General features: G+C 65.5%; 21 protein-coding genes. 13 read left to right on the top strand and 8 right to left on the bottom strand.

Annotated elements, in window-relative coordinates:
- The first annotated feature begins 199 nt into the window (after positions 1-199).
- From VUN84_13135 to VUN84_13125, 3 genes are read left to right on the top strand one after another with little or no spacing between them, the layout of a single operon-like run.
- Positions 200-1,129 (top strand): ABC transporter permease, encoded by a 930-nt coding sequence (locus tag VUN84_13135; GenBank protein ID XAS63238.1) that lies wholly within the window; start codon positions 200-202, stop codon positions 1,127-1,129.
- Entirely contained in the window at positions 1,119-2,111 is a 993-nt protein-coding gene (locus tag VUN84_13130) for an ABC transporter permease (GenBank protein ID XAS63237.1), read from the top strand. The genes VUN84_13135 and VUN84_13130 overlap by 11 nt, the downstream gene beginning before the upstream one ends.
- Positions 2,108-3,838, top strand: coding sequence for an ABC transporter ATP-binding protein (locus VUN84_13125; GenBank protein XAS63236.1), 1,731 nt, complete (start codon positions 2,108-2,110; stop codon positions 3,836-3,838). The genes VUN84_13130 and VUN84_13125 overlap by 4 nt, the downstream gene beginning before the upstream one ends.
- Before the next feature lie 145 nt (positions 3,839-3,983).
- Here VUN84_13125 and VUN84_13120 read toward each other — a convergent pair whose 3' ends face one another.
- A complete protein-coding gene (locus VUN84_13120) occupies positions 3,984-4,937 on the bottom strand; it encodes an SGNH/GDSL hydrolase family protein (protein XAS63235.1) in 954 nt (317 codons plus the stop codon).
- A 269-nt stretch (positions 4,938-5,206) separates the two neighbouring features.
- On the opposite strand from VUN84_13120, the gene typA reads away from it, so the two are divergent.
- From typA to VUN84_13105, 3 genes are all read left to right on the top strand, one after another.
- A complete protein-coding gene (gene typA / locus VUN84_13115) occupies positions 5,207-7,135 on the top strand; it encodes a translational GTPase TypA (protein ID XAS63234.1) in 1,929 nt (642 codons plus the stop codon).
- A gap of 32 nt (positions 7,136-7,167) precedes the next feature.
- Positions 7,168-7,545, top strand: coding sequence for a hypothetical protein (locus tag VUN84_13110; GenBank protein ID XAS63233.1), 378 nt, complete (start codon positions 7,168-7,170; stop codon positions 7,543-7,545).
- Positions 7,546-7,947: 402 nt separating this feature from the next.
- Complete coding sequence (locus VUN84_13105) at positions 7,948-8,757, top strand: type IV toxin-antitoxin system AbiEi family antitoxin domain-containing protein (protein ID XAS63232.1); 810 nt, start codon at positions 7,948-7,950, stop codon at positions 8,755-8,757.
- A 1,129-nt stretch (positions 8,758-9,886) separates the two neighbouring features.
- Here the strand turns inward: VUN84_13105 and VUN84_13100 are convergent.
- Positions 9,887-10,138: a hypothetical protein gene (locus tag VUN84_13100; GenBank protein ID XAS63231.1), complete on the bottom strand. Its 252-nt coding sequence runs from the start codon at positions 10,136-10,138 to the stop codon at positions 9,887-9,889.
- Between the two features lie 166 nt (positions 10,139-10,304).
- On the opposite strand from VUN84_13100, the gene fdxA reads away from it, so the two are divergent.
- From fdxA to VUN84_13075, 5 genes are all read left to right on the top strand, one after another.
- The gene (fdxA, locus tag VUN84_13095) at positions 10,305-10,631 is read left to right on the top strand and encodes a ferredoxin (GenBank protein XAS63230.1); all 327 of its coding nucleotides are present in this window, start codon (positions 10,305-10,307) and stop codon (positions 10,629-10,631) included.
- 11 nt (positions 10,632-10,642) lie between these two features.
- On the top strand, positions 10,643-11,791 hold the full coding sequence (gene dapC, locus VUN84_13090) for a succinyldiaminopimelate transaminase (protein XAS63229.1): 1,149 nt from the start codon (positions 10,643-10,645) through the stop codon (positions 11,789-11,791).
- A gap of 228 nt (positions 11,792-12,019) precedes the next feature.
- Positions 12,020-13,303: a citrate synthase gene (locus VUN84_13085; protein XAS63228.1), complete on the top strand. Its 1,284-nt coding sequence runs from the start codon at positions 12,020-12,022 to the stop codon at positions 13,301-13,303.
- Positions 13,304-13,435: 132 nt separating this feature from the next.
- Entirely contained in the window at positions 13,436-14,071 is a 636-nt protein-coding gene (locus tag VUN84_13080; GenBank protein XAS63227.1) for a TetR family transcriptional regulator C-terminal domain-containing protein, read from the top strand.
- Between the two features lie 57 nt (positions 14,072-14,128).
- Complete coding sequence (locus VUN84_13075) at positions 14,129-14,740, top strand: hypothetical protein (protein ID XAS63226.1); 612 nt, start codon at positions 14,129-14,131, stop codon at positions 14,738-14,740.
- Positions 14,741-14,782: 42 nt separating this feature from the next.
- Here VUN84_13075 and VUN84_13070 read toward each other — a convergent pair whose 3' ends face one another.
- Together VUN84_13070 and dapD are read right to left on the bottom strand one after the other, a co-directional pair.
- On the bottom strand, positions 14,783-15,604 hold the full coding sequence (locus VUN84_13070; protein XAS65859.1) for a hypothetical protein: 822 nt from the start codon (positions 15,602-15,604) through the stop codon (positions 14,783-14,785).
- A gap of 99 nt (positions 15,605-15,703) precedes the next feature.
- Positions 15,704-16,714, bottom strand: coding sequence for a 2,3,4,5-tetrahydropyridine-2,6-dicarboxylate N-succinyltransferase (gene dapD / locus VUN84_13065; protein XAS63225.1), 1,011 nt, complete (start codon positions 16,712-16,714; stop codon positions 15,704-15,706).
- A 141-nt stretch (positions 16,715-16,855) separates the two neighbouring features.
- Here dapD and dapE point away from each other — a divergent pair, with 141 nt between their 5' ends.
- Positions 16,856-17,980, top strand: a complete 1,125-nt coding sequence (gene dapE / locus VUN84_13060; GenBank protein ID XAS63224.1) for a succinyl-diaminopimelate desuccinylase — start codon at positions 16,856-16,858, stop codon at positions 17,978-17,980.
- 183 nt (positions 17,981-18,163) lie between these two features.
- Here dapE and VUN84_13055 read toward each other — a convergent pair whose 3' ends face one another.
- The 4 genes from VUN84_13055 to VUN84_13040 form a co-directional block, all read right to left on the bottom strand.
- The gene (locus VUN84_13055) at positions 18,164-18,997 is read right to left on the bottom strand and encodes an amino acid ABC transporter permease (GenBank protein XAS63223.1); all 834 of its coding nucleotides are present in this window, start codon (positions 18,995-18,997) and stop codon (positions 18,164-18,166) included.
- Positions 18,994-19,644: an amino acid ABC transporter permease gene (locus VUN84_13050; protein ID XAS63222.1), complete on the bottom strand. Its 651-nt coding sequence runs from the start codon at positions 19,642-19,644 to the stop codon at positions 18,994-18,996. The genes VUN84_13055 and VUN84_13050 overlap by 4 nt, the downstream gene beginning before the upstream one ends.
- Positions 19,645-19,745: 101 nt before the next feature.
- Complete coding sequence (locus VUN84_13045) at positions 19,746-20,624, bottom strand: glutamate ABC transporter substrate-binding protein (GenBank protein XAS63221.1); 879 nt, start codon at positions 20,622-20,624, stop codon at positions 19,746-19,748.
- Between the two features lie 61 nt (positions 20,625-20,685).
- Positions 20,686-21,441 (bottom strand): amino acid ABC transporter ATP-binding protein, encoded by a 756-nt coding sequence (locus tag VUN84_13040; GenBank protein XAS63220.1) that lies wholly within the window; start codon positions 21,439-21,441, stop codon positions 20,686-20,688.
- Positions 21,442-21,644: 203 nt separating this feature from the next.
- Between VUN84_13040 and VUN84_13035 the strand changes: the two genes are divergently transcribed.
- Positions 21,645-22,589, top strand: a complete 945-nt coding sequence (locus tag VUN84_13035; protein XAS63219.1) for a TIGR00730 family Rossman fold protein — start codon at positions 21,645-21,647, stop codon at positions 22,587-22,589.
- Positions 22,590-22,629: the final 40 nt, after the last annotated feature.

Below are 22,629 nucleotides of genomic sequence, written 5' to 3'. Positions count from 1 at the left end.
GGGCTGCCCAGACTGGGGTCTCCGCCGTCGTCGTGTTTCCAGCATTTCTTGATGGCCCGGCTTTCCGGGCGAACTTTTCGCGGGCCGCCCACCGTGAGTAACCCGGCGTCGGCCCGCATCTATAGTGAAAAGGTTCTTTGATGAACAACTCCACCGCATCTTTGGACAGGATGCATGCTCGCGGGGGTGTGGTGCGCTGATGGCGACCTATATCCTCAAGCGTTTCCTGCAGCTGATCCCCGTCTTCCTCGGCGCGACACTGCTGGTCTATTTCCTGGTCTTCAGCCTCCCCGGCGACCCCATCGTGGCTCTCTTCGGCGACAAGCCGGTCAACGAGGCCGTGGCGTCGCAGCTCCGCGCCCAGTACCACCTGGACCAGCCGTTCTGGATCCAATACCTGCTCTACCTCAAGAGCATCTTTACCTTCGACCTCGGCCTGGACTTCTCCGGCCGCCCCATCGCAGCGGTCCTTGGCGAAGTGTTCCCCGTGACGGCGCGGCTGGCCGTCATGGCCCTCATTTTTGAAGCCTTCTTCGGCATTATTTTTGGCCTCATCGCCGGCCTGCGCAAGGGCAAGTTGTTCGACGCGACTGTTCTCGTGGCCTCGCTGATCGTCATCGGCATCCCGATCTTCGTTCTCGGGTTCCTGCTGCAGTACTTCATCGGCGTCCAGCTGGCGTGGGCGAAACCCACGGTCAGCTCAGCCGCGACTGTCCAGGACCTGATCCTGCCGGCAATCGTCCTGGGACTGGGCTCCTTCGCCTACGTCCTCCGGCTGACCCGGACCAGCGTGCTCGAGAACATGAGCGCCGATTACGTCCGCACTGCCTCGGCCAAGGGCTTGTCCCGGTTCAAAGTGGTCCGGGTGCATATCCTGCGCAACTCCCTGATTCCGGTCATCACGTTCCTCGGCGCCGACCTTGGCGCCCTGATGGGCGGCGCGATTGTCACGGAAGGCATCTTCAACATTCCGGGTGTCGGCAACCGGCTCTACCGGGCCGTCCTGTCAGGGGAAGGACCGACGGTGGTCTCGATCGTGACCGTCCTGGTGTTGATCTACTGCCTCTCCAACCTGCTCGTTGACCTGCTGTACGCCTGGCTTGACCCGAGGATCCGCTATGACTCCTGATGTGAACAACGCAAATTACAGCGCCGCCGCTCCTGCGGTGCGCCACAAAGAGCATTTCGTTGCAGACCTCGCCGAGACGCCGCTGCAGGCAACCGACCGGGTCAAGGAGGACAAAGCGCCGCTGAGTCTTTGGGGCGAGGCGTGGAAGAACCTGCGCAAGCAGCCGCTGTTCCTGATCTCGGCGGTCCTGATCCTGGTCGTGGTGGCCGTTTCGCTCTTCCCGGGCCTGTTCTCCGGAATCGATCCGACGTCGGAGGCCTGCCAGCTGGCGAACTCGGACGCAGGACCGGCCGACGGCCACCCGCTGGGCTTCACCCAGCAGGGCTGCGACGTCTACGCGCGCGTCATCTTCGGTACACGGTCCTCCGTGACCGTGGGTCTCTTCACCACCATCGGCGTCCTGCTGATCGGCGGCATCATGGGGGCCGTGGCCGGTTACTACGGCGGCTGGGTGGACGCTGTGCTGGCCCGCATCAATGACATCTTCTTCGCCCTCCCGCTGATCCTTGGTGCCATTGTGCTCATGCAGCTGCCGATGTTCCGCACCAACCGCACGGTCTGGACCCTGGTGCTGATCCTGGTCACCTTCGGCTGGCCGCAGATCGCCCGCATCACCCGCGGCGCCGTGATCGAAGTCCGCAACGCCGACTTCGTCGTGGCGGCCCGGTCGCTGGGTGTCTCGAAGTTCGGCGCCCTCATGCGCCACGTCATGCCGAACTCGCTGGCCCCGATCATCGTCGTCGCCACGATTTCGCTCGGCACCTTCATTGTGGCCGAATCCACGCTGTCCTTCCTCGGCATCGGGCTGCCGCCCAGCGTCATGTCCTGGGGAAACGACATCCAGGCGGCGCAAGCTTCGCTCCGGTCCAACCCGATGCCGCTGCTTTACCCGGCCATCGCGCTGTCCATCACCGTCCTGAGCTTCATCATGCTGGGCGATGCCCTGCGTGACGCCCTCGATCCCAAAGCGCGCAAGCGATGAAAGGGGAGACCTTGAACGCCTCTGTAGAAATCCAGGAAGCGGGCATCTCCGCGGACCGGCCGCTGCTTGAAATCAAGGACCTGGCGATCACCTTTGCCACCGGCAACGGCGACGTCCAGGCAGTGCGGAACGCGCACCTCACCATCATGCCGGGTGAGACGGTCGCCATTGTCGGCGAGTCCGGGTCGGGCAAGTCGACCACTGCCCTGGCCGCCATCGGCCTGCTGCCGACCAACGGCCGCGTCTCGGCCGGCCAGATCCTGTTCGACGGCGAAGATATCTCCAACGCCGGTGAAAAGCGGATGATTGAACTCCGCGGAAACAGCATCGGCATGGTCCCGCAGGACCCCATGTCGAACCTGAACCCCGTGTGGAAGATCGGGCAGCAGGTCCGCGAGACGTTGAAGGCCAACGGACTTCCTGACAGCCAGGACGACGTCGCAACCGTCCTGTCGCAGGCGGGCCTGCCGGACGCTGCGCGGCGGGCCAAGCAGTACCCGCACGAGTTCTCCGGCGGCATGCGCCAGCGTGCCCTGATCGCCATCGGGCTTTCCTGCCAGCCGCGTCTGCTGATTGCTGATGAGCCGACGTCGGCCCTGGACGTCACGGTCCAGCGGCAGATCCTCGATCATCTGGACAAGATGACCACCGAACTTGGCACCGCGGTGCTGCTCATCACCCACGACCTTGGCCTGGCCGCCGAGCGGGCGGACAAGGTGGTGGTGATGTACCGCGGTCAGGTCGTGGAATCCGGGCCGTCCCTGGAGCTCCTGCAGAACCCGCAGCACCCCTACACTCAGCGCCTGGTTGCCTCGGCGCCGTCGCTGGCTTCCCGGCGCATCACGGTCGCCAAGGAACTGGGCGTCGAGACAGATGACCTGCTGGCCCCCGCCGAGGCCGTGGTGGTGGAACCGGCCATGACCGAGGACGTATTGCAGATCCAAAACCTGAGCAAGGTCTTTAAGCTGCGCTCGGGCTTTGGCAAGTCAATGGACTTCACCGCCGTCGACGACGTCTCCTTCGGCGTCAAGCGCGGAACCACGACGGCAATCGTGGGCGAGTCCGGCTCCGGAAAGTCCACCGTGGCGCAAATGGTGCTGAACCTCTTGACCCCCACGTCCGGGAAGATCATCTTCGACGGCGTCGACACCTCCACGCTCAACAGCAAGGAGATCTTCGCCTTCCGCCGCCGGGTACAGCCGATCTTCCAGGACCCTTACGGGTCTTTGGATCCGATGTACAACATCTTCCGGACCATCGAGGAGCCGTTGCGGACCCACAAAATTGGGGACAAGGCCAGCCGCGAGAAGAAGGTTCGTGAACTGCTGGACCAGGTGGCCCTGCCGCAGTCCACCATGCAGCGCTACCCGAACGAACTCTCCGGCGGGCAGCGTCAGCGGGTCGCAATCGCCCGTGCCCTCGCCCTGGACCCCGAGGTGATCATCTGCGATGAGGCCGTCTCTGCACTCGACGTCCTGGTCCAGGCGCAGGTGCTGAACCTGCTCGCCGAACTGCAGTCCCGGCTGGGCCTGACCTACCTGTTCATCACCCACGACCTCGCCGTGGTGCGGCAGATCGCGGACCACGTCTGCGTCATGGAAAAGGGCAAGCTGGTGGAAACGGGATCCACCGACGACGTCTTCGACGCGCCCCGGCAGGACTACACAAAGGCTCTGCTCAACGCGATCCCCGGTGCACGCCTGATGCTGCCCCCGGAAGTCGCCTGAACTGCCTGAACTCCGCTCGATGAGTTGAGCTGAACGACACGGGAGCCGGTGTCCGCCCCAGGGCGGACACCGGCTCCCGTGTCGTTGACGAGCGTGGAAGGCTGCGGCGCCCGGCGGGGGCAGCCGCTCGTCTCCGGGGCTCGTCTCAGCGCCTCGTCAGGGCCGCAACGAGTCCGGGGGGCGGTGCCTGCAGCGTAAATTCCGCCAGCCGCTGGGCCAGCAGGACGGCCAGGGCGGCGTGCCCGTCGGCATTCATGTGGACGCCGTCGGCCATCGACTTGGTGAGGTTGTAGCGGGTCAGCCAGTCCCCGACGCTGACAAAAGGAATGGAGTGCCGGGCTGCCACCGTGCCGAGCAGCGCGTCGACCTGGGTGCGGCGTCCGCCGCCATTGGCGGCGCCGCGGGCGAGCGTCCCCACCATGGCCAGCCGCGCCTCGGGGTAGCGCCCCCGGACACCGGCGATCAGCCGCTCGGCATTGGCCGAGATTTGCTGGTCCGTTGCGCCCCGGGCGGCGTCATTGCCGCCGCCCTCGAGTACCACGAGGGGCGGCGAACCGTAAGGGAGCAGCCAGTCGCCGCGCTCGAGGGCGTCGATGTAGTTGCCGGTCTTGCCGTTGGCTGCAACATAGCCCGTGCCGCCCAGGCCGCAGAAATGGACCGTGTAACCCAGGCTGGCCAGTGCCGTCCGGGGCCAGGACGTCACGGGCTCGGACTGGGAATCGCCGATCAGCACGGCTGTCCTGGCGATGTCCGCCACGACCACCTCGTCGCGGCCACTGGCGGGGTTCCGGTAGATGCTGCCCGCGGGGAGATTGACGGGCAGATTCGCGGGCAGATTCGCGGGGAGGAGCGGCGGGGTGAGGGGGCCCGCCGGTGCGCCGGCCGGGCCAGGCAAGGGGAAAAACTTGGCTTTTCCATTGGATCCTAAGGCCACGGGCTCGCCGGGAGCGCGGGACGCCACGGCGGCGGGGACGCCGCCACGCTGGCTTGCGCCGGCGTCGGGCGTGGGGGCGGATGGTGTCTGCCCGCAACCCGCAGCAAGGATGCCTACGGCGATCATCGGTGCGACCAAGCGGAACAGGGCCGAGGCGTTTCGCAAGTGATGTCTCCGTGCTGGCTGCTGCTGTCTCAGCAATCATGGGGCATCAGGCCGATAAAATCCAGTGACTTTACTCACAGGCGCCGTGCCAATTTCCCGTCCTTACTGACCGGCCTGATCTGCGGGGATAACGGATTTAGGCCAATAAATGCCCAAGCGTTTAGAATGGAAGAAGGTGCCCTGTGCCAAAGGGGCGTATCCGTCGTGCGTTCCGGTTGGAAATGTCGCGATACAACAGCTGACTTCACCACTGAATCGAGCAATAACGCATGTCTGAAACCACCACCAACACCGCGGTAGCCACTGCATCGCGCAGTGACCTGCGCAACGTCGCGATCGTGGCCCACGTTGACCACGGCAAGACCACCCTGGTCGACGCCATGCTCAAGCAGACCAACTCTTTTGCCGCCCACAACCACCTCGAGGACCGGGTCATGGACTCCGGTGACCTTGAGCGTGAAAAGGGCATCACCATCCTGGCCAAAAACACCACGGTGGCTTACAACGGACCGTCCTCCAAGGGCGAGACCATCACCATCAACGTCATCGACACCCCCGGCCACGCCGACTTTGGTGGCGAGGTGGAGCGCGGCCTGTCGATGGTTGACGGCGTCGTCCTCCTCGTTGATGCTTCTGAGGGCCCGCTGCCCCAGACCCGCTTCGTCCTCCGCAAGGCCCTCGCCGCGCACCTGCCGGTGATCCTCCTGGTCAACAAGACCGACCGTCCCGACGCGCGGATCGAAGAAGTAGTCCACGAGTCCATGGACCTGCTCCTCGGCCTGGCCTCAGACCTCGCCGACGAAGTTCCTGACCTGGACCTCGACAAAATCCTCAACGTCCCGGTCGTTTACGCCGCAGCGAAGGTTGGCCGTGCGTCCCTGGAACAGCCTGCCGACGGCTCCGCCCCGGAAAACGAGGACCTCGAGCCGCTCTTCCAGGCCATCATCGAGCACATCCCGGCACCGACCTACAACCCCAACGGTGTCCTCCAGGCGCACGTGACGAACCTGGACGCCTCCCCGTTCCTGGGCCGGCTGGCACTGCTGCGCATCTACAACGGCACCCTGCGCAAGGGCCAGACCGTCGCCTGGGCACGTGCCAACGGCGAAATGAAGAACGTCAAGATCACGGAACTGCTGGCCACCAAGGCCCTGGACCGTGTCCCGACCGACTCCGCCGGCCCGGGTGAAATCGTCGCCGTCGCCGGCATCGAGGAAATCACCATCGGTGAGACCCTGACCGACGTCGACAACCCGCAGCCGCTGCCACTGATCACCGTGGACGATCCCGCCATCTCCATGACCATCGGTATCAACACCTCGCCGCTGGCCGGCCGGGTCAAGGGTGCGAAGGTCACCGCCCGCCAGGTCAAGGACCGTCTCGACAAGGAACTGATCGGCAACGTCTCCATCAAGGTGCTCCCCACCGAGCGCCCCGATGCCTGGGAAGTCCAGGGCCGTGGCGAGCTCGCCTTGGCCATCCTGGTTGAGCAGATGCGCCGCGAAGGCTTCGAGCTGACCGTGGGCAAGCCGCAGGTTGTTACCAGGACCGTCGACGGCAAGGTCCACGAGCCGATGGAACACATGACCATCGACGTTCCCGAAGAGTACCTCGGCGCCGTCACCCAGCTCATGGCAGCCCGCAAGGGCCGTATGACCAACATGGCCAACCACGGCACCGGCTGGTGCCGCATGGAGTTCATCGTTCCGGCCCGTGGCCTGATCGGTTTCCGCACGAAGTTCCTCACGGATACCCGCGGCGCCGGCATCGCGGCCTCCATCTCCGAGGGCTACGAGCCCTGGGCCGGCCCGATCGAGTACCGCACCAACGGCTCGATGATCGCGGACCGTGCCGGTGTTGTGACGCCGTTCGCCATGATCAACCTGCAGGAGCGCGGCTCCTTCTTCGTCCGCCCCACCTCAGAGGTCTATGAGGGCATGATCGTCGGCGAGAACTCCCGCGCCGACGACATGGACGTGAACATCACTAAGGAAAAGAAGCTCACCAACATGCGTGCCGCTTCCTCCGACACCTTCGAGAACCTGACGCCCCCGCGCGACCTGACCCTCGAAGAGTCACTCGAATTCGCCCGCGAAGACGAGTGCGTCGAGGTCACTCCGGACTCCATCCGTATCCGGAAGCTCATCCTGGACGTCAACCAGCGCGCCAAGTCCAACCGCGCCCGCGCCAAGGTCTAATCCTGCGTTTGCTCTAAAGCGAAGGACCCTTTGTGAATAAGAGAGCTGCCGGAACGGCAGGCGGTCTTGCCGCCGCCGTACCGGCAGCTCTTTTTGCTGCCCTCGCAGGGACCGCCCTGCACCGGCACAGCATCCTCCTCGCCGGTGTCGACGTCCCCTGGGGTGCCGGCGCGGCGCTGGTACTGCTGGGTGCCGTCGAGGTGTGGCTCGGAGCCGCGTTCCGTTCCGTGGTCCCTACGGCGGCCTGCGGCGTGGTCTGCTACGTACTGGCCGGCTGGTGGTCTGCGATGGCACCCGGCAAACGGCTGATTATCGGCGATCTGGCCGGAAGTCTGTGGATCTATGGCATCGCCGCAGTCACCATGGCGACACTGGTCTGGTGCCGGCGCTACCGGACAGCACCGGCGTAGCCCCCCACATCCGCCCCTGCTCGCCGGCGGACATGCCCATCCCTTCCTCGCGCCGGCGGACATGCCCGTCTTTCATCCCTGCCGGCGGACATGCTCATTCGTCGTGTCCGCGCCGGTGGGACATGCCCATCTCTTCCTCGCGCCAGCGGACATGCCCGTCTTTCATTCCTGCCGGCGGACATGCTCATTCGTCGTGTCCGCGCCGGTGGGACATGCCCATTCGTCGTGTCCACGGCGGGGCATAATGGCATCATGTCCACTGGCTGCACACAGGAGTGGGCATGCGCCACGCTGACCGATGGGCACGTCCAGGCCGCGCACTGGGACAAGGAACTGCCCGCTTGTCCACATAGCGGGCCCCGGTCCTGTTCGGCTTTTGTTCCGCAGCGGCACCATAGGTGCATGTCAAAGATCACGATGGTGCTGGCGAACTACGACGGCGTGGCCCGCGCCAAGCACTTCGCGGCCGCCGGAGTTTCCAGCTTCCAGCTCACAGCCGCCATGTCCAGCGGAGCCGTCACCCGAGTGGCCCGTGGTGTCTACGCGGCACCCGGCGCCGACTCCCGACTCGTGGCCATCAGATCTCTACCGGCTGAACCGGCTTGTGTCAGCGCGGCCTCGTTTGCCGGTCTTTGGGTGCTGGAGCCGCCCGAGCAACCGCACGTCGCACTGACCCACAGCCGAAGCTATCCGGGCTACGTCTGTCACCGTGCTGCGGCGCCGCCGACGCTATTGGATACGGTGGTTCAAAGCCTTCGCTGTCAGCCAGAGCTGGACGGGCTCGTTATAGCCGAGTCCGCTGTAGTCCTCAAAAGCCTGCCGCTGTCGGCGCTCCGGCAGCGGTTTTCAGGGCGGAACGACGCGCGGGAGCGGAGGATTGTTGCGTCCATCGTCCCGCAGTCCCAGTCAGTGATCGAGTGCATCGCCCGATTCCAGCTGCGGCGGGCAGGCTTCCATGTCGAGTCGCAAGTGAACATCCCGGGCATGGGCCATTTGGATCTCATGGTGGACGGCCGGCTCGGGGTTGAAGCCGATGGAGCCGGCTTCCATATGGACCGGGCGAGTTTCGAAGAGGACCGGCGTCGATGGAATGTCACTACCAGGCTGGGGTTGCCCACCCTGGTAGTGAGCTATCCGCTGCTCAAGTACCGGCCGCAGGAGTTCATCGCCATGGTGCGGGATGCGTTGGACAGGCTTCCCGCGGCAGCATGAGGGCCGGCCTGAGTGCCGAGAAAGCCGCGCTGGCTACAACGATCGCCGGAACAGCATTCAGGCATTCTGGCCGTCGGTGGTCGTCGCGCCGACGCCGGGTGTGCCTTCGGTGAGCTCGTAGCGTTGCAGCGCGGCGCCCCTGGGCGAGGAGATCACCGGTCCGATGACTCTGAGGTTCGTTGAACCATTCCGTCGGCGAAGACCTTCTTTCCACGGCCGAGGAGGATCGGCTACACCCAAAAAGGGTAAGCCGGTCTAAAAGCCGATCCGCGAAGAGGGTCTGCACGAAGTTGAGACTGCCGTTGACGTGGATGCTCGCGTGCCGGTCCCGGAGGTTGCGTACGGCGCCAACGACGTCGGCACCGAGCAGGGTGGATCCGGCCCACTCAAGGGTGGGCGCCTGGTGCGAGGCCACGTGTCTCGGAAGGCGGTTGAACAGCTTCGCGATGCCCCGGTCCTGGTGCGGCCAGTATGCGGCAAAGATATCGTAGGTCCGGCACCCCAGTAGCAGCGCGTCCATCCCCGCCATCCCTGCGCTGATCTGGTCGCCGACTGCTTAGTCCAAGAAAGGCGCCTGCCAGGCGCGAAATGCGAAATTGTTGTCAGGGTCCTCGTCTTGCCCGCCGGGTGCCTGCGCGACGCCGTCAAGCGTGGTGAACAGGTCGATGCAGATGCGTCCCACGCCGTGCCCCTTATCCGCCGCCCGTCGCCGCCCGGTGACGGGATCACTTCGAGGCTGGCACACACTTCCCCTGCCGAGCCATGGGAAGCGGCCGGATCGTCGCGGGCCCGTGCGGCCGGCATCCGCCGTTGGTCCCTCGATGGCGCCCTCCGGAAGAGCAGGCTCAGCATCCAGGGTTAGGAGTGGGCATGTCCCGCGATCCTCGGCCGAGGGGGATGGGCATGCTCAGCGGGGTCCGCGACGGATGGATACAAAGGCAATATGTCCATCGCTCGATGCAGGGGAGGAACATGTCCCCTCGGGCGGGTTGGGAACGGGCATGCTCAGCGGGGGCCGCGACGGATGGATATAAAGGCAATATGTCCATCGCTCGATGCAGGGGAGGAACATGTCCCCTCGGGTGGGCCGGGGATGGGCATGTCCGGCGGATCCGTCGAGATGGGCGGGTCAGGGATGGGCATGTCCGGTGGGGGAGCGGCGGGCTGGGGCGGGTGGAACCTGTTTGGCCGCCACCACCAGGTGCAGGGGAACCTCGACGTCGGACCGCCGGGTCCTGATGGTGCAGGAGCCGACGGTGCGCATCACGAGCTCGCCCAGGGCGTCCGTGAACCCGCCTTCGATCCGGTACCGGACCACCACCCGGGTGCCGGGATCGGCGGCAGTCAGGAACTCTTGCGGTGAAGGATTCGAGGAACTCACCAGTTCATCCTAAGTCCGCTAGATTCAGGAGGTCGGCCCGTGTGACGCCCGGCTAGGTTCGCGGGAACGGGCTGGGAGATAATAGGCTCAGAAGTCAGCAGTCCGGCGCTCACGCCGGGAGCAGTTATCCGGCCATCGCCGGAACCAACGTGGAGAGGCCAGGGACGTGACGTACGTAATCGCGCAGCCGTGTGTAGATGTCAAAGACAAGGCATGTATTGAAGAGTGCCCCGTCGATTGCATTTACGAAGGTGAACGCTCCCTGTACATCCACCCCGACGAGTGTGTTGACTGCGGAGCCTGCGAGCCGGTCTGCCCCGTCGAAGCCATCTACTACGAGGACGACACCCCGGAGGAATGGGCCGATTACTACAAGGCCAACGTCGAATTCTTCGATGACCTCGGCTCCCCGGGCGGGGCCGCGAAGGTCGGCAACACGCACACGGACCACCCAATGATCGCCGCCCTGCCGCCGCAGAACCAAGAGAGCTAAGGCGGGCGCCGGTGTCACCAGCGCAGCGCAGCTTCGGCCTCAGCCTGCCCGACTATCCCTGGGAGGCCCTGGCCCCGTACCTGGCGCGGGCCGCGGAGCATCCCGGGGGCATGGCGAACCTCTCGATCGGAACCCCGGTGGACGCCACCCCCGCCGTTGTCCAGGAGGCCCTGCGGGCCGCCTCGAACGCCCCGGGCTACCCCACGGTCCACGGCACGGCCGGGCTCCGGGAAGCGATCGCGGCGTGGTTTGAGCGCCGCCGTGGCGTCCCCGGGCTGGATCCGCAGGACATCATGCCCACCGTCGGCTCCAAGGAACTCGTGGCCTGGCTCCCGTTCCTGCTGGGACTCAAGCCGGGCGACGTCGTCGTCCGCCCCACGGTGGCCTACCCCACCTACGACATCGGTGCGACCTTTGCCGGCGCCGAGCACGTCGCCGCGGACAACCTTGAAGAACTCGACGCCGCCACCCGGGCCCGTGTCCGGCTGGTGTGGGTTAACTCCCCGGCGAACCCTACCGGCAGCGTCCGGGACGCCGATTCGCTCCGCGGAATGGTCCGGCAGGCCCGCGCCCTCGGCGCCGTCGTAGCCTCGGATGAATGCTACGCCGAGCTCGGCTGGGGGGAGTGGGACGTTCAGCGCGGCGGTGCTCCGGTGCCCAGCATCCTGGACCCGCAGGTCGCGGAGGGCTCCCACGAGGGCCTGCTGGCCGTGTACTCGCTCAGCAAACAGTCCAACCTGGCCGGATACCGTGCCGCCTTCGTAGCCGGCGACCCCGTTCTCGTGGCGAACCTGGTCAACAGCCGCAAGCACGCGGGCATGATCGTCCCCTACCCGGTTCAGGAGGCCATGCGCGTAGCTCTGGGCGAGGACGCCCACGTGCAGGCGCAGAAGGACCTCTACCGCGGCCGCCGGGAGCGGCTCGTCCCTGCACTGGAGCGGTTCGGACTGGCTATCCACGAATCACGGGCCGGGCTCTACCTGTGGGCGACAGCGGGCGAGCCCACCTGGGACACCGTTGGCCGGCTCGCGGACCGCGGAATCGTGGTGGGACCGGGCGTGTTCTACGGGGACGCGGGCCAGGGATTTATCCGCATGGCGCTGACAGCCAGCGATGAACGGATTGACGCGGCAGCCGCCCGGCTCATTACCGGGCGGTAACAAACCCGTGACCCGTACCACATCCGGCGCAATATACGCACGTCCGGGCGGCCTCGGATTAGTGCCACCCGGAATCTGGCGGTAGTTTTTAACTGACTATCAATGGTGGCTTTCCACAAGAAGGCAGCGCAGCCGTAGGAATCCGTGGTTAATACAGGTTCCGTGGGCGGCTTCACCAGAAGTTGGACCAGCTTTCTACAGAGGCCTCGACGCCTCAGAGGAGACTCCATGACTGAGACCACCAGCGCAACCCTGCGCCATGCCGGCGGCGAGCTAGAACTTCCGCGCATCCAGGTTGTAGAAGGAAACGAAGGCTATGACGTTTCCAAGCTGCTGAAGCAGACCGGCGCCGTTGCTTTTGACCCCGGCTTCATGAACACCGCGGCCACCACCTCGGCCATTACCTACATCGATGGCGACGCCGGAATCCTGCGGTACCGCGGGTACCCGATCGAGCAGCTCGCCAAACACTCCAGCTTCCTGGAAGTATCGTTCCTGCTGATCTACGGCAACCTCCCCACCGCCACCGAGCTGGAAGCTTTCGACCAGCGGATCCGGCACCATACCCTGCTGCACGAGGAACTGAAGGGTTTCTTCAGCGGTTTCCCGCGGGACGCGCACCCGATGCCGGTCCTGTCCTCGGCCGTGTCCGCGCTGTCCACGTTCTACCAGGATTCGCTGGACCCCTTCAACGCCGAACAGGTGGAGGTCTCCACCTACCGTCTGCTGGCCAAGATGCCGGTCATTGCCGCGTACGCCCTGAAGAAGAGCATCGGCCAGCCCATGCTGTACCCGGACAACTCACACAACCTGGTTGAGAACTTCCTCCGCCTGAGTTTCGGCCTGCCGGCCGAGCAGTACGAGGTGGACCCGGTCGTCGCCAAGGCGTTGGACCTGCTTCTCATCTTGCACGCCGACCACGAACAGAACTGCTCGACGTCCACCGTCCGGCTGGTCGGTTCCTCCAACGCGAACCTCTTCGCCTCCGTCTCCGCCGGTATCAACGCCCTGTTCGGACCGGCCCACGGCGGCGCCAATGAGGCCGTGCTGAAGATGCTTCGCCAGATCCAGGCCGACGGCACCAAGCCCGAGGACTACATGGAGAAGGTCAAGAACAAGGAGGACGGCGTCCGGCTCATGGGCTTCGGGCACCGCGTGTACAAGAACTACGACCCGCGCGCCAAGATCGTCAAGGCCACGGCCCATGAGATCCTCACCAAGCTTGGCGGCAACGACGAACTGCTGGAAATCGCCCTCCGTCTGGAAGAGAAGGCCCTGAATGATGACTACTTCATCCAGCGCAAGCTCTACCCGAACGTGGACTTCTACACCGGCCTGATTTACAAAGCCATGGGCTTCCCCGAGAAGATGTTCACCGTGCTCTTTGCCATTGGACGGCTTCCGGGCTGGATCGCCCAGTGGCGGGAAATGATCAGCGACCCCAACACCAAGATCGGCCGCCCCCGCCAGCTGTACATCGGTGAGCCGGAGCGCAACTACCCCTCCGTGTAGGGTACGAACGTTCAGTACGACGCCGGCTGCTCACCCCTGCAGGGTGAGTGGCCGGCGTCGTTTTGCGTTCCGGGCGGCGGGCCGCCGGTGCGGCCCGGCGTCCCGCGGGCACATCCGTGCTAAAAAAGATGAATGCCCAAATTTGTCGACGCCGCCCTCCGGCGCCAGGAAGTGGTCGAGGCGGTCTTCCGGATCATCGCAGCGGACGGACTTGAAAGGGCGTCGCTGCGCGAAGTCGCGGACGAGGCGGAACTCGCCGTTGGATCCGTCCGGCACTACTTCGCCAGCAGCGATGAACTCCTGGCCCACGCGTTCGGGGTGGTTGTGGACCGGGTGGTCGGCAGACTCACGGTCGCCGATGAACGGCTCGCGGCGGAGCAGCCGGGAACCGCGGAGCATCACGCCGGAGTTTTAACCCTGTTGGGTGAGTTCCTCCCCCTGGATGAGGAACGTGCCGTCGATTCCTGCGTTTGGATGGCGTTCAAGAGTGCGGCCCGGACCAAGCCGTTCCTTCTTCCGGTGGCCGACCGGAGCCACCGTGCCGTGGCCGCAATTGTCGGCCGGCTCGTGCTGGACCTGTCCTCCGATGCCGACGATGTGGCCATGGACCAGCAGCGTCTGGTCACGGAGGCGGAGCGGCTGCTCGCCACGCTGGACGGGCTCGCCCTGCACGCCCTTCTGCAGCCTGAATGGATGACAGCGCAGATGTGCAGCGACGTGCTGGAATCCCACCTGTCCGGGCTGGGAAGCTACGCCGGGACCCATTAACGTGCGTGATCTTCAGGAATACACTGAAGGCGTATGTCTTGCCAAGGAGGCAATTGGATGCACCACACAGGCGGGCCGGGCTGGCGGATCACCATGGACACTTCGGGTCCTCTGCTCATTGCACTTTACGTTCGCGACGCCGCCGGGCTGGACAGCGCAGGGCATCCGGCACTGAGCCACGCAGCGCCCAAGATCCGGCCCGCTGACCACTCCCACCTCATCGGCGAGGTGGGCGGGCTGGCCGCCCTTCGAACGGAATGGGAGGCGTGGTGGGAGCAACTTCTCCGGGCACACCCGGAGATGTCGCCGGAACTTGGGCCGCCCGGCTTCCAGGCTTTCGCCAACTCGCCCGCCCTGCGGCGCGTGCTGCAGGCGCATTTCGGTGCTGCGCTGTCCTGGGCGAGAGAGCGCCGCGGCGAGTACCTGGCGCTCGAGGCGGAACGCGAAGCCGCCGGTGGGGTGCAGCTGCTGCAGGACATGGTCGACGACCGGTTGCTGGAGGTGGGCCGGGCCACCAATGATTTCAGCTTGACCATCATCGAGCTGCCCCTCGCCGAGCCGCGGGCCTGGTACCTGGAGCCCGATAAGATCATCATGAGCTGCGAGCTGCTGTCCCGGCCGGAACTGTTCCGCAGCTACGTGCAGCCGGTGGTGGACCTGCTGGTCTGAGACCGGCGGGATACACCACGCCGGGGATCGGGGCGGAACTGCCTACCGTGCAGGCCCTTCGGCGACCGTGATCCTGATCTGTCCCGCCGGCACCTGGGCGGACTGCCAGCCGTTGCGCTCCTGCCGCGTCCAGCTCCGCCCTTCCACCTGGACCTCCGTGATGGAGAGGGCCTTGGCGTTGGCCACCGCCCACTGCGCGAGGGCCCACGCCCGGGTTCCGTCGGCGTCCAGCACCAGGCTGCGACCTTCCGTGGCTGCGGGTACCGCACCAAAGTCGCTGGTCACCCGTTCCTGCACGGCGGCGGGATCTCCCGCGGCGTCAGGCTCGCGCAGCGCACAATCCACGCCGGCGGGGGTCTGGCCGGTCAGCGAGGAGGCAAAGGACCGGGCCATTTCCTCGTGCTGGGCGTAGGCATTCGGGTAGGCCGAACGCTGTACCCGCTGCGCAGCGACTGTGATGTCGAGCGTCTGGTAGTTGGGGACCTTGACCAGGGCATCGTAGAAAGCGTTGGCCGCATGGTAGGGGTCCATCACCTGGGCCGAGGTGCCCCAGCCCTGCGAAGGTCGTTGCTGGAAAAGGCCGCGGGAGTCCGGGCCAGCCTGGTCTCCGTGGCCGATGTTCCGGATCTTGGACTCCTGCATGGCGGTGGCCAGGGCGATGCTGGCGGCCCGGGCCGGGAGCCCCCGCCGGACGGCGACGGCGGAGATGAGGCCGGCATTTGCCGCCTGGTCGGGGGCAAGATCGTCCGTTCCGCCGCCCTCGGCTGTGCAGCGCTCAGTGACAAGCACTTCCGAACGCTGAACGAACGCCACGGCCGTGTACACCCCGCCGACCACCAGTGCCAGGGTCAACAGCAGCACCATCCGTCGGCGCCAGCTGCCCCTGCGTGCCACGAAACTACTCCCTCAGGCCCATTCCGGACCGGTACATGCTGCTAACGATTGACATTGCGCCCTTCCACCTTAGTTGGCGTGGAGGGCCTCGTTGAGTTCCACGGTCTGTCCCTTGCGGGGGAGGACCTCCACCTCACCGGTGGAGGAGTTGCGGCGGAAGAGCAGGTTGGGCACGCCGGAGAGCTCCACGGCCTTGACGATCCGGCTGGTGTCCTCACCGTCGGCATCCTTGGCGCCGGCCACCCGGACCCGGGTACCGGCCGTGACGTACAGGCCGGCTTCAACAACGGAGTCGTCCCCGATGCTGATGCCCACCCCGGAGTTGGCGCCGAGCAGCACGCGTTCGCCCAGGGAGATCTTTTCCTTGCCCCCGCCGGAGAGGGTTCCCATGATTGAGGCGCCGCCGCCGACGTCGGACCCGTCTCCGGCAACCACCCCGGCGGAGATGCGCCCTTCGACCATGGAGCTGCCCAGGGTGCCGGCGTTGAAGTTGACGAAGCCCTCGTGCATCACCGTGGTGCCCTCAGCCAGGTGCGCGCCGAGCCGGACACGGTCCGCGTCCGCGATGCGCACACCCGAAGGAATGACGTAGTCCACCATGCGCGGGAACTTGTCGATCCCGTAGACCGTGACGGCGCCGCGCTTGCGCAGCCTGGCCCGGGTCAGTTCGAAGCCCTCAACGGCGGCGGGTCCGAAGTTGGTCCACACCACATTGGGGAGCTTGGCAAAGATGCCGTCCAGGTTGATGGTGTTCGGCTGCACCAGACGGTGGGAGAGCAGGTGCAGGCGCAGGTAGGCATCGGCAGTGTCTGCTGGAGCCTCGTCCAAGTGAATCTGGACGAAGACGACCTTCTGTTCGGTGCCGCGGTCCGCGTCGGCGCCGGTTGCGGCAATGTCGAGCAGCGACTGGTCTGCGTGGGCGACGTCACGGAGGCTCCCGGTCGCTGTTCCGAGTGCGGGCGCCGGGAACCAGACGTCAAGGACGGTGGCTTCACCGTTGCCGGTGGCGATCGTGGCAACGCCGTAACCGTAAGCGGAGCGGGCGTCAGCGGGCACAGCGGAAGAAGCGGTTTCAGTCATGCCCCAAGTCTATAGACGGCGGGCTCGGCGGCCGAAACCCGTGGCAGCCCAAGTAGCGTGCAGTGGGGCGGACTCGACGGCGCGCACCGGCCTCAACCGGGCGCCGGCGGGGAGGACACGGCGGGCATATACAGTGGAACGGTGACTGAGAATACTGCACCCGCCCGCCTGAACCTGCGCCAGGACGTGGCGCTGCTGACCGCGGACATCATCGATATCTTCAGCGTCTCGGGGGAGGAACACCGGCTGGCCGACGCCGTGGAACATGCCCTCCGTTCCATCCCGCAGCTGGAGCTGCTCCGCGACGGCGACTCGATCATTGCCCGCACCAACCTCGGCCGCTCCGAGCGGGTCATCCTCGCCGGGCACCTGGACACTGTCCCGCTGCCAACCACCGACGGCTCCCTCGGGACGGTCCCCTCCTACTGGTCCTCGGGTGCGCCGGGGGAGGGCATCCTGTACGGGCGGGGCGCCACGGACATGAAGGGCGGCGTCGCCGTTCAGCTGGCATTGGCCGCAGAACTGTTCGACGGCGGCGCGCAGCCGGATAAGGACGTCACCTTCGTCTTCTACGACCATGAGGAAGTCGAGGCTGTTAAAAGCGGCCTCGGCCGGCTGGTGCGCAACCACGGACATCTGCTGGGCGGGGACTTCGCCATCCTCCTCGAGCCTACGGACGGCACGGTGGAGGGCGGATGCAACGGCACCATCCGGTTCGAAGCAACCACCGTGGGCGAGGCCGCACACTCCGCCCGGGCATGGATGGGCAACAACGCCATCCACGCCGCCGCACCGGTCCTGGCCCGGCTGGCCGCCTACGCACCCCGGACCGTTAATGTGGACGGCCTGGAGTACCGGGAAAGCCTGAATGCCGTGAAGATTCACGGCGGGACCGCCGGCAACGTCATTCCGGACCGCTGCGTCGTGGAAATCAACTACCGGTTCGCCCCGGACAAATCCCCGGACGAGGCGGAGCAGCACGTCCGGGAGTTGCTGGAGGGTTTCGACGTCGTCCGCACGGACAGCGCCGCCGGCGCTCGGCCCGGACTCAACCACCCCGCCGCAGCGTCCTTTGTAGCCGCCGTCGGCGGGGTGCCGAAACCCAAGTACGGCTGGACCGACGTCGCACGCTTTAGCGAACTGGGGATCCCGGCGGTGAACTTCGGCCCAGGCGATGCACTGCTGGCGCACAAGGACAACGAACACGTGGACGCCGACGCGGTCCGCGAATGCCTGCGGGCATTGCGGTGCTGGCTCATGCCATAGGGTGCGGGCCGCAACCCGCAGGACACGTCCCGGCACCAGGGATGGCAATACACCGAACAGCACAAAAGGTCCGGAACCCCACGCAGGGTTCCGGACCTTTCGTGTTTCGGCCGAAGGTGTGCGGCGCCGCCGGCCCGGCGCCGGCTATCTCGCCGACTATCTCGTAGTGGCTCCTTGCCGGGGCTACTTGTCGGGGATCCCGGCGACGGGCACGTGGACCACGCCGCCGGCCGCCTTCTTGGAGCCGCGCTTCTCGATCCAGATAGCGAGGCGGGACACGGAGAAGTTGATGGCAATGTAGATTGCGGCCGCCACAAAGAACACCGGAAACAGGTAGGCCGGGCCGAGGAAGTCGGCCATGATCTGCACTTTACGCAGCAGTTCCTCGTAGGAGACGATGTAGCCCAGCGAGGTGTCCTTCAGCAGCACCACAAGCTGCGCCACGAGCGAGGGCAGCATGCGCCGGATGGCTTGGGGCAGTTCGATGCTGCGCCGGGACGCGAAGCTGGTGAGGCCGATGGCAAGGCCGGCCTCACGCTGGCCCTTCGGCAGGGACTGGATGCCGGCGCGGATGATTTCGGCGAAGATGGCCGAGTTGTACAGCACCAGTCCGGCGACGACGGCGGTGAACGAGCCCGTCGCAAACACCAGCAGGACGAAGAACATCATCAGGACCACGGGCATGCCGCGCAGGAATTCCAGCACGATGCGGGTGGGGATGCGGATCCAGGTGACGTCGGAAATCCGCATCAGGCAGAGCGCCAGGCCCAGCGGGAAAGCGATCACGGCGGCAACGGCCGCCGCGGAGAGGGTGGCGAGGATACCGTTCCCGATCAGCGCCCAGACATCGGGAATCTGGAACACGGCCCAGCGTTCCGCCTCGAAGATGCCCTGCTGGGCCAGGACGGTGATGGCCCACCACACCAGGCCGGCGATCGCTACGGCGCCGACAATGGAGCCGATCAGGGAGACACGGCGGGCCTTGGGGCCGGGGACGTCGTATAAGACTGAGCTCATCGGGAGATCGCCACCTTTCGTTCAACCAGGTTGGCCACGTAGCCAAGCGGGACGGTTATCAGCAGGTAGAAGATCGCGACGCCGACCAGGACCCACAGGACAGCGTCGCCGTTGGCGTTGGCAAGCTGGCGGCCGGTGCCGAAGAGTTCCAGGACGTAGAAGGCGCCAGCCACCGAGGAGTTCTTGACCAGGGCGATCAGGATGTTGATCATCGGCGGGATGACGGTCCGCAGGGCCTGCGGCAGGATGATCAGGGACAGTACCTGGCTGAACTTCATGCCGATGCTGCGGGCAGCCTCTGCCTGCCCCACCGGCACGCTGTTCACACCGGAGCGGACCGCCTCGGCGATGAACGCCGAGGTGTAGGCGCTCAAGGCGATGATGGCGGCGATTTCGAACTGCTGGAACGTCACTCCCAGCCGCGGCAGGACCACTGCGGCGAAGAAGAACGCGATGGTCAACGGGGTGTTCCGGACAATTTCCACGTACGTCATGCTGAAGCCGCGCAGGGCCGCGATGGGCGAGACGCGGGCTGCCGCGAGCAGGGTGCCGAAAATCAGTGCGATGATCCCCGAGACCACGGACAGGAAGAGGGTTCTGAGAAAACCGTCCCAATATGCTGGGAGGTTTTCAATGATGACGTCCATAGGTTCCTTAGGCTGCCTTGAGGGAAGTGGAGCGGGAGACAGGAGTGGCGGTTGCCGGGGGGGGCCGGGGGGGGGCGCCCCCCCCCACCCCCCCCCCCGGGCTAGTAGCGGTTGATCGCGGGAAGTTCGGGCGCGGTCTTGATGACGGCGCCGGCGGTGGCTTCCCAGGCCTTCTTATAAGACCCGTCCTTGGCGAAGGCTTCCAGCTGGTCATTGATCCAGTTGCGGAAGACGGTGTCGTCCTTCTTCAGACCGATGCCGTAAGGCTCCTTGGTGAACGTCTGGTCCGAGGCCAGCTTGAAGGCGTCCGGTTCCTTGTTCACGAAGCCGGCGAGGATGACGTTGTCGGTGGTGATCGCTTCAACCTGCTTGTTGCGCAGCGGCTCGAGGCAGGCGGAGTAGGTCGCGGCCGGAACCAGGACTGCTCCGTACTTCTCCACGATCGTCCCGGCCGGGGTGGACCCGGTGACGGAGCAGACGTTCTTACCCTTGACGTCCTCCGGCTTGGTGATGGAGGTGTTGTCCTTGTTCACCATGAGCGCCTGACCGGCCTCGTAATACGGGCCAGCGAAGTCGACTTCGGTTTTGCGCTTGTCATTGATCGTGTACGTCGCCACGATGATGTCGACGTCGCCGTTCTTCAGGAACTGCTCGCGGTTTGCGGAAACCGTTTCTTTCCATTCGATCTTGTCCGCGGGGATGCCAAGCTTGCCGGCGATCAACTTGCCCATTTCGACGTCGAAGCCGACCGGCTTGCCGTCGAGGCCTTTCTGGCCGAAGAGCGGCTGGTCAAACTTGGTGCCGATGACGATCTTGCCGGCTGAGGAAAGCTTGGCCATGGTGGTGTCGGCAGCGAAGCTGGGCTTCTCGGCCACGGGCGGGCTGGTGGTGGAGGAGCTGCCGCCGCAGGCGCTGAGGCTGAGAGCCAGGGCTGCGGACGCGGCCACCAGAAGGGACTTCCGTCGGGTCAAAAATGTCATGAGGACATTCCTTTCATTGGTCGGCCGCCGTGCGGCGGCCAGGATGCGATCTCGTCAGGGATCAGTGGGTCAGCAGCTTGGAAAGGAAGTCCTTTGCCCGGCTGCTCTTAGGGTTGGTGAAGAACTCTTCAGGGGTGGCGTCCTCGACGATCTGGCCGTCGGCCATGAAGACCACGCGGTCCGCAGCCTTCCGGGCGAAGCCCATTTCGTGGGTGACCACGATCATGGTCATGCCTTCCTTGGCCAACTGGATCATGACGTCGAGGACTTCGTTGATCATCTCCGGGTCCAGGGCGGAGGTGGGCTCATCGAAGAGCATCACCTTCGGCTTCATGGCCAGAGCACGGGCGATCGCGACGCGCTGCTGCTGGCCGCCGGAGAGCTGGGCAGGCAGTTTCGGTGCCTGGTGCCCGACGCCGACGCGCTCCAGGAGAGCCATGGCGTCCTTGTCCGCTTCGGCTTTGGACATGCCTTTGACCTTGATGGGCCCCAAGGTGACGTTTTCAAGAATCGTCTTGTGGGCAAAAAGGTTGAACGACTGAAACACCATGCCGACGTCAGCCCGCAACTTGGCGAGTTCCTTGCCCTCTTCGGGCAGTTCTTTTCCGTCAATCTTGATGACGCCGTCGTCGATGGTCTCAAGACGGTTGATGGCGCGGCACAGCGTCGACTTGCCGGAACCCGAAGGTCCGATGACGACAACGACCTCACCCTTGCGAACATGCAGGTTGATGTCCTTGAGGACGTGCAACTGGCCGTAATGCTTGTTCACGGCATCCAGGGAGACGAGGGCATCGCCGGGCACTTGAGTAGTCATAAGAAGAATCTAGCGAACATCGGCGTCTTATGACGGCAATCACTCTGAGTTCCTGGAGATCGTGATTCAAGAGATACCTGCCGGTCAGGGTCCTGGAGGCAGACTCGGGTACTCTTTGGCGCTGCGCGGGCATTTGCTGCGTGTCACCGCGCCGGTGCCGCGCCCGGAGCGGTGCGGGCAGGCATCCGCGCTACCCTGTGGGCATGAGTACCGAACCGCAGCACAACAGCGATCCGGCCGCCGCCGGAAATTCAGCCGGAACACCAGCCGGGCAGGCAACCGGACCGGCGGGCGGCAAGGCTGCCGGGCGCGCGGCCGTCGAGTCCCGCGAGACGCCGCCAGCCCCGGCGATCCGGCACAAGGGTCCGTTGGAGCTGCGGCGCAAGGCCGCCAAAGTCACAATGTCCGACCGGACCCTGCTGGACACCAAAGGACCCGGCCAGTTCGTCCACACCGACCCGTGGCGGGTCCTCAGGATTCAGAGCGAATTCGTGGAAGGCTTCGGCGCCCTCGCCGACCTGGGCCCGGCGGTCAGCGTATTCGGCTCCGCCCGGACCCGGCCGGGCAGCCAGAACTATGAACTCGCTGTTGAGGTGGGGCGCAAACTGGCCGAAGCCGGTCTGGCGGTGATCACCGGCGGAGGGCCCGGTTCGATGGAAGCGGCCAACAAGGGGGCCGTGCAGGGCAACGGCGTGTCCGTGGGCCTCGGCATCGAGCTGCCCTTCGAGCAGGGGATGAACCAATGGGTGGATCTGGGCATCAATTTCCGCTACTTTTTCGCCCGCAAGACCATGTTCGTGAAGTACGCCCAGGGTTTCATTGTGCTGCCGGGCGGACTCGGGACTCTCGACGAACTCTTTGAAGCGATGGTCCTCGTCCAGACCCGGAAGGTGACTTCCTTCCCCATTGTCCTGATTGGCACGGCGTTCTGGAGCCCGATGCTGGAGTGGATCCAAGGGACGCTGGTGTCGGAGGGAATGATGTCCGAGGAGGACCTGGACCTGCTGCAGGTGGTGGACGACCCGGCGCTCGCCGTCGAGCTGGTGGTTGAAGGTGCCGCCCGGCACAGGAACCCCAACGGGACCGGAAACGGCAACGGCAACGGCAACGGGAACGGCGCCGGGGACGCGGGCGGAAAGCGCGCCTGAGCGCCACGCTCAGGACCCCCCGTCGTCTGGCACGATGGGG

The sequence above is a fragment of the Micrococcaceae bacterium Sec5.8 genome (assembly GCA_039636775.1).
In the GTDB taxonomy this organism is placed as follows: Bacteria; Actinomycetota; Actinomycetes; order Actinomycetales; family Micrococcaceae; genus Arthrobacter.
The sequence above is the reverse complement of the archived record's forward strand: the minus strand, read 5'-3'. Positions and strand labels throughout refer to the sequence as shown.

Bases quoted from the DNA above. Each gene is read 5' to 3' on its own strand.
- VUN84_13135 (XAS63238.1), top strand. From the start codon at position 200: ATGGCGACCTATATCCTCAAGCGTTTCCTGCAGCTGATCCCCGTCTTC.
- VUN84_13130 (XAS63237.1), top strand. From the start codon at position 1,119: ATGACTCCTGATGTGAACAACGCAAATTACAGCGCCGCCGCTCCTGCG.
- VUN84_13125 (XAS63236.1), top strand. From the start codon at position 2,108: ATGAAAGGGGAGACCTTGAACGCCTCTGTAGAAATCCAGGAAGCGGGC.
- typA (XAS63234.1), top strand. From the start codon at position 5,207: ATGTCTGAAACCACCACCAACACCGCGGTAGCCACTGCATCGCGCAGT.
- VUN84_13105 (XAS63232.1), top strand. From the start codon at position 7,948: ATGTCAAAGATCACGATGGTGCTGGCGAACTACGACGGCGTGGCCCGC.
- VUN84_13085 (XAS63228.1), top strand. From the start codon at position 12,020: ATGACTGAGACCACCAGCGCAACCCTGCGCCATGCCGGCGGCGAGCTA.
- VUN84_13080 (XAS63227.1), top strand. From the start codon at position 13,436: ATGCCCAAATTTGTCGACGCCGCCCTCCGGCGCCAGGAAGTGGTCGAG.
- VUN84_13075 (XAS63226.1), top strand. From the start codon at position 14,129: ATGCACCACACAGGCGGGCCGGGCTGGCGGATCACCATGGACACTTCG.
- VUN84_13070 (XAS65859.1), bottom strand. From the start codon at position 15,604: ATGGTGCTGCTGTTGACCCTGGCACTGGTGGTCGGCGGGGTGTACACG.
- dapD (XAS63225.1), bottom strand. From the start codon at position 16,714: ATGACTGAAACCGCTTCTTCCGCTGTGCCCGCTGACGCCCGCTCCGCT.
- VUN84_13055 (XAS63223.1), bottom strand. From the start codon at position 18,997: ATGAGCTCAGTCTTATACGACGTCCCCGGCCCCAAGGCCCGCCGTGTC.
- VUN84_13050 (XAS63222.1), bottom strand. From the start codon at position 19,644: ATGGACGTCATCATTGAAAACCTCCCAGCATATTGGGACGGTTTTCTC.
- VUN84_13045 (XAS63221.1), bottom strand. From the start codon at position 20,624: ATGACATTTTTGACCCGACGGAAGTCCCTTCTGGTGGCCGCGTCCGCA.
- VUN84_13040 (XAS63220.1), bottom strand. From the start codon at position 21,441: ATGACTACTCAAGTGCCCGGCGATGCCCTCGTCTCCCTGGATGCCGTG.
- VUN84_13035 (XAS63219.1), top strand. From the start codon at position 21,645: ATGAGTACCGAACCGCAGCACAACAGCGATCCGGCCGCCGCCGGAAAT.